Source organism: Thiomicrorhabdus marina (assembly GCF_017571465.1).
Taxonomy (GTDB): domain Bacteria; phylum Pseudomonadota; class Gammaproteobacteria; order Thiomicrospirales; family Thiomicrospiraceae; genus Thiomicrorhabdus; species Thiomicrorhabdus marina.
The window spans coordinates 1-6,410 of record NZ_JAGETV010000047.1; the positions used below are offsets into that span (position 1 = coordinate 1).

Sequence of the window (6,410 nt, forward strand, 5' to 3'; positions counted from 1 at the left end):
TCAGTCGGCAATCCAAGACCTGCTGTTAGTTGATCCACGACATCGGTTGCACCGTCAACGACTTGGTCAACTGAGCCCGCAGTGATCGTTTCATCAGGCTCACCGCCTAGAAGGCTACCACCTAGAACATCAGCAATACCATTCCCTATGGTAGGATCTCCAAGAGGAGTTTCGCGTCCTAAGGTGTCAGTAAGATCTGTAACAACACCACCAACTTGATTTAGTAAGTCTGCAACAGGAGATAATACTGGGTTAAGCACTGTCGCAACACTGCCGACAGTATCAAGTACATCACCTACAGTGTTAAGGAGATCATCATCAACTGAACCAAGTGCATCATCCAGAGCATCCATAACTGGAGCTAAAACCTCCAGAGCAGGGACATCAGCTACGCCAGATAAACCATCATTAGTTCCATTATGTAAGACATTGACATCTAAAAACTGTTTTTCAGAATCTGTTGCACTCAAACCACCTGCATCCACTACAGTTAACCCGTAAGTTCCTCCAACAACAGCTCCTGTACCTAGTAAAGAACCAAGAACACTAGTATCCTTAATTTCCACTCTTTCCATGGCTGCGTTAGTTTCGTCTTCTGTCATAGGATTACCATCCTTACGACTAACCTTAACAGTTTGCCCATCATCAGTGACGTCATAGTTGTATGTCGGATCATTTTGCGGCACAACAAATTCATTATTACCAATGACTTTGTTTAAACCTAATAAATCCTGTCCAACACCATTATCAATGCTCATTTCCGTATATTGGATTTCATCTTCAGCATCACCAGCAGTAAATACTTTCTCAGGTTGGTAATTAACAATATCCAATACGCCTAATTCAATAGGAGGATTACTTTCTCCATTTGTTGAAGGCGACGTTGTCGAACCCGAAACATTTAAATTTCCTGATAGAAGTTCATCATTAGCCGTCCCTGTATTCAATACACCAAGACTGACATTATTTAACCCCGTCTCTGCTAAGCTAATATCTTCTAGCGGTAGCGCATCTAAACTAATGTCTTCTAACGGCAAAGCTTCTAAGTTAATATCTTCAAGCGGGAGTGCTTCCAAGCTAACTTGATCCAAGACGCCTAAGCCAGCAACCGCGTCATCAATAACGGTTGTTACATCATTTACCAAATCATCTAAACCTGAGGTATCAGTACCTAACAAACCGTCAACAATATCCGTCACACCACCAATAACTTGGTCAAGTGTTCCTGCCGTACCATTTGCAGAATCACCACCTAACAAGCTACTCACAGTAGTTTGAAGATCTTCATCACCGGTTAGGAACTCTTGTACCGCTGTCGTTGTATTATCTAGTCCTTCATCTAGGTTCTCAGTATCAGTCGCCAAGCCAAGACCTGCAGTCACTTGATCAACAACATCAGTAGCACCGTCAATTATCTGGTCTGCTGAACCGTTTTCACCTAATAAGTCAACAACCGTTGCCTCTAAGTCATCTTCACCTGTCAGCAGTTGCTGTACATCTGTAGTCGTGTTATCCAGCCCTTCATCTAGGTTCTCGGTATTTGTCGGTAAGCCAAGGCCTGCAGTAACTTGATCAACAACATCTGTTGCACCGTCAATGGTTTGGTCTGCTGAACCGTTATTACCTAATAAATCAACAGCCGTTGTCTCAAGATCATCTTCACCTGTCAAAAATTGTTGAACATCTGTGGTGGTATTGTTTAAACCATCGTCTAAATTTTCTGTGTTGGTCGGCAAACCAAGACCGGCAGTAACTTGATCAACAACATCAGTAGCGCCATCAACAACTTGATCAACCGACCCTGATGTTCCTGCTGCTGCTTCTCCGCCCAACAAATCACCAACTGTGGTTTTAAGATCGTCTTCACCTGTCAGAAACTCTTGCACATCTGTAGTTGTATTGTTGACGCCATCATCTAAGTTCTCTGTATCGGTCGGCAATCCGAGACCGCCTGTTACTTGATCAATAACATCTGTTGTACCATCAATGACATGATCCACAGAACCTGCCGTTCCTTGCTCTGCTTGACCTCCTAGTAGATCTCCTAAGGTCGTGCCTAAATCATCGTCTCCGGTCAGGAACTCTTGCAAATCGGAAGTGGTATCATTTAAACCATCATCTAGGTTTTCAGTATCTGTCGGCAGACCTAAGCCGCCAGTAATATCATCAACAACATCCGTTGCCGTATCAACAATACGATCAACTAACCCCGCAGTACCCGCCTCAGAGCTTCCGCCCAACAAGTCACCTATAATATTAGTTACACCACCAACATTTGGAAGCGTAATAGAACCACCAAGATCGAGATTAAGATCAATGCCGCCAGAACCACCCGTAGATCCTCCATCAGCACCCACAAGAGGAGTCAGTGTACTACCATTATCGCTAACATCGGCAGTAGGAGGGGTATTTACTGGTGTTGGCGGATTTGGCGGATTTGGCGGATTTGGCGGATCTTCTGGATCTTCGCTATCAGCAAAAATTAAGTCCTCTGCATTAGCTCCAAATCCTGCATTTACCCCTGATGTATCAAAGCCTGAAGTAACATTACCTTCTAAACCTAGACGTGCAATAGTTACGCCACCTTCGTTGGCGCTACCATCTTCACCGGCGGCTGTTGCTTCTAACTCATCCAAATTTAAAGCGTCGAGGTCAATATCCCCTTGAGCCAGCATGTTTTCTATGGTTTCAGGTGAAACCGAACCTTCATCCGTATTTGACGAAGAAATTACATCATCAGAGAGAGTCATTGTCGTTGAACGACCAAGTGTAACCAATTCACCATTGTTCATATTCATTAAGACATTCGATGTATCAGTTGTCTCAATGCTCTCTCCTTGATAGACAGGACTACCAACAGTTAAAACGCGCTCTATGCCGGTGTCTTTATCTACCGCTTTAACAACACCGGTTACGGATTTTACAGTACCTACTTGAATCGCCATCTCTCTTCTCCAGTAATATTTTTATTTTTGTTATGTTTTTCTGATTTTGCTGTAAGCCCTAAAGGAAAAATTAAGACTTATAGCAAAACCCTCTCAGCTAAGAAGCCGAGAGAATTTTTCCAAATGTCTTAAGCTAGAACATTCAGTGAATCTAGGTTTAGCATAGAAGTTGAATCTAGAGTTAGGATACCCAAGATACTTGCACTACCTTCAGATGAACCATCGCTAGAAGCCGAAGCTGAGCCACTGATTAAACCAGTTCCACCTAGAAGGCCACCCAAATCATCCGCACCCGGAAGAATTTCCGCAATATTGATTACAGCGTCAAGAACCGGGTCTGCAGCTGACATTAATGGATCTAGTGCGCTGAATACCGTATCGGTAGGGATCGGCAAATCAACACCGTAACTTGCAAGAACTTCTGTTACCGTCGACAAAGTATCTTCAAGTTCTGCCGGACCGGCTTTAATCATGCCAACAATCCCTGCCGGAGTCGGCATCATGCCAGCGAAATCAGTTAACATTGCTGACATGAAAGCAGGCGCTGATGAAGGATCATTAATCACTTCAATCAAGTTGCCACCGAATGAGAAGTCTTCAAGCAAATCAAATGCAAGTGCTGCTTGATCAGCTAGAAGCGGGTCTGCTGACAAGTTCGCGATGCCGATAGAAAGCACATCACCAACAACTGGCGTATCTTGAAGAGCAGTAAAAGCACTACCACCGAAGTATTCCTGAGTTGTTGCAGGAGCAAGCATTGGAAGAATAACTTCTTCTGCGAAAGGAAGAGACTTAACAATCGCTACACCATCATTAAGCACAGCAGCGCTCGGAGATAATTGGTTGTTCAGGTAGAAGATCGGACCAGCAAACGGTAGAGTTTGCGTCATCAAGTTGATGAAGTCAGTAACATTAGAAGTTCCATCACCTTCATACGCGCCTTTGTAGCCAAAACCTGCTTTAGTATCTAATACGCCAAACAGCCCTAGCATTGCTGTGTCAATACGGGTGCTTTCGTCATTTGCGTCAAAGGTAGAAATATCGCCAAAGAGTTTGTCGCCAATAACGTTGTTTAGTAGTAGTTCAGTTGCCATGAGTATTTACTCCAAATAATTGTTGTTCTTAAACACCCCGAAGCGCCTTAATATCTGTTTATCTAAAGCGATAATTTTGAAGGCTTTTTAACCTTTCTTATTCGAGATTGATGCTTATCTTACAACCTGTAGTAAGCCTTCTCTACTGTCCACCAGTACAGTTTGTATAAAAAATTTACTGAAATAATTTTTTACTCGGGTAAAAAAAATTAAATAACCTTAATTTTCAACAACTTAAATAAAATCCTTACTTATAAAATATTTTTTTATACACGATTTAATTTTGTGAATATAAGCGACTAGCTATATAAAACAACGGAACAACTATCACACGCATTAAAGCTCTTACAAGACTGCAAATACGTTGTAAATGAGCATGCATTTTTATAGCGATGCTTTTCTTGTGGAAATTTGATAACCTAAGAAAACTGAAAGTACCTGTTAACGAGGTCTAATATATGAACTCAATCAATCCAACAACGTCCTCTGCGCTAATGAGCATGCAAGCAACACAAGACTTAGCTGCAAAAAAACCAAGCGCTGCGGAAAATGTCACGCAAAGTAACAACATTCAGTCAACCAGCTCAACAGCAGTGACGCTTAGTTCTGGGACGAGTGCCCCGGGCGTCGATTATATGTCGCTAAGCCCACAGCAAACCGTACAAAGTCGCGATTCAGTTGCCCAAACGTCGGTCAGCGGCAACCAAACTAGCAGTGGCATGACCTATGCAAGTAGCTTGCAAAACCAAGCCAACTATCTAATGAATGAAACGAGCCCTATGCCTGAAGAACGCGGTGAACGTAACAGCTAAATTTAGGAGCAATAACGCCCATTCTTCACTGCCAGCTAGCTATGCCGATATTTCCGGAAGACTATAGGAAATATCGGCAAGGATAAAAAAAACTTATCCATGCATAAGCAATTAATTATTTCTCAATAATTCTTCAAGTTTATGTAATTGTTTCACTGCAAAGCTAGCAGTAAACTAATCACAACTTAAACAAAGCGGTCTTCCACTTTATTTAGTTGGCTAAGTTTTAAATAGTCTCAATTTCAGATTCGCACCCCCTATTGCGAATTTTGAAGTGCTCCTCAGTAAAATTAAGCGCAGTAAGACCAAATGCTGCGCTTTTTTTTATTCCAAATTTCTCGTTATACTCCTAGTCCATTCCCATTAAATTCCCTATAAGGTAAATCCGATGAATGAATCGCAACACCAGTACCGCTTCGGTCGTGGTACCGATGCCGAACACCTTAAAGACCAAGCACTTTTTAAACAGCTGCTTGAAGCACACCAATTACTGAAAAGAACTACCGTTAAACTCGAAAACGGCATCAAGGCGCAAACGACCGCGCAAATGCCGGAGCTCGTTAAAGTCCTTCAGCAACATGTCGTCGGCATGGACAAACGTTTTGCCAACGGCCGTGCAATTCGCTCATGGGACCCGCTTTTTGCCGCCTTGTTTGAATATAAAGACGAGATGCAAATGGAATATCGAATGCTACCGGACGGGGTTGAAGCGATTTTGACCAGTTCAGATCCAAAGCTGATAGAGCTCATTCATGCGCACGATTTAACCTTGCACGGCTTTGTCGATAAGGGATTTGAAGCAAGTAAAGAAGAAAGTCCTAAACCGGACTGGTTAGCTTGAAAAAAACGTAAGCGCCACTATATTCAAATCATCACCACTTTAGGAGTTTGCGATGATTACTATGTGTCCACACTGCGGCGGTCTCAACCGCGTTGCCGATGAAAAGCTCAATCAAGCGCCAAAATGTGCTAAATGTAAGCAATCGCTGTTTACCGGCAAACCGCTGGAAATGAATAACGAACAGTTCAATCGTGCCATGCAAAAAACCGACCAAGCGCTAGTAGTTGACTTCTGGGCGCCATGGTGTGGCCCTTGCCAAGGTTTTGCGCCAGTTTTTGCCCAAGCTGCAGCGCAAATGGAACCCAAAGCACGTTTCGTTAAAATCAATACCGAGAACGAACAGCAACTGGCGATGCAATACGGCATTCGCTCAATTCCGACCCTCGCGATTTTTAAAGGCGGCAAGGAAGTAACCCGTATTTCCGGCGCGATGGATCTCGGCAATTTCACCCAATGGGTAAATCAAAATATATAAGGAAACGCAGAACAAGTCCAAATGACTTCAGGCAAAGTAAAATTTAGGCTAAGCAAGGCGTCTGTTTGCAGTCATGTCTAGACCTGGCAAAAACAGATAACACCGCTTAGACAAATTTTACAAAGCCCCTACGGGCGAGGTTTGGAAACGTCACTTCGTTGTTAGGCTTCTTAACCATAGCGATGGCTATGCTTTGCGAAACCTGCCTAGAATTGACTGCTTCAAACACCTCGCTGAAGTCAA

Annotated in this window: 5 protein-coding genes; 3 read left to right on the forward strand and 2 right to left on the reverse strand. The window is 43.1% G+C overall.

Annotated elements, in window-relative coordinates:
• Both J3998_RS12885 and J3998_RS12890 read right to left on the reverse strand, forming a co-directional pair.
• Positions 1–2,945 (reverse strand): retention module-containing protein (locus J3998_RS12885; RefSeq protein WP_208151077.1); only part of this gene is annotated, 2,945 nt, incomplete at its 3' end.
• A 128-nt stretch (positions 2,946–3,073) separates the two neighbouring features.
• Positions 3,074–4,039: a hypothetical protein gene (locus J3998_RS12890; RefSeq protein WP_208151078.1), complete on the reverse strand. Its 966-nt coding sequence runs from the start codon at positions 4,037–4,039 to the stop codon at positions 3,074–3,076.
• 458 nt (positions 4,040–4,497) lie between these two features.
• Here J3998_RS12890 and J3998_RS12895 point away from each other — a divergent pair, with 458 nt between their 5' ends.
• The 3 genes from J3998_RS12895 to trxC all read left to right on the forward strand — a co-directional run bounded on the left by J3998_RS12895 (position 4,498) and on the right by trxC (position 6,167).
• A complete protein-coding gene (locus J3998_RS12895; RefSeq protein ID WP_208151079.1) occupies positions 4,498–4,851 on the forward strand; it encodes a hypothetical protein in 354 nt (117 codons plus the stop codon).
• Positions 4,852–5,239: 388 nt separating this feature from the next.
• A complete protein-coding gene (locus J3998_RS12900) occupies positions 5,240–5,692 on the forward strand; it encodes a hypothetical protein (protein ID WP_208151080.1) in 453 nt (150 codons plus the stop codon).
• A 52-nt stretch (positions 5,693–5,744) separates the two neighbouring features.
• Positions 5,745–6,167: a thioredoxin TrxC gene (trxC, locus tag J3998_RS12905; protein WP_208151081.1), complete on the forward strand. Its 423-nt coding sequence runs from the start codon at positions 5,745–5,747 to the stop codon at positions 6,165–6,167.
• The last annotated feature ends 243 nt before the right edge of the window (positions 6,168–6,410 follow it).

Coding starts and splice junctions, on each gene's coding strand:
- J3998_RS12890 (WP_208151078.1), bottom strand. CDS start 4,039: ATGGCAACTGAACTACTACTAAACAACGTTATTGGCGACAAACTCTTT.
- J3998_RS12895 (WP_208151079.1), top strand. CDS start 4,498: ATGAACTCAATCAATCCAACAACGTCCTCTGCGCTAATGAGCATGCAA.
- J3998_RS12900 (WP_208151080.1), top strand. CDS start 5,240: ATGAATGAATCGCAACACCAGTACCGCTTCGGTCGTGGTACCGATGCC.
- trxC (WP_208151081.1), top strand. CDS start 5,745: ATGATTACTATGTGTCCACACTGCGGCGGTCTCAACCGCGTTGCCGAT.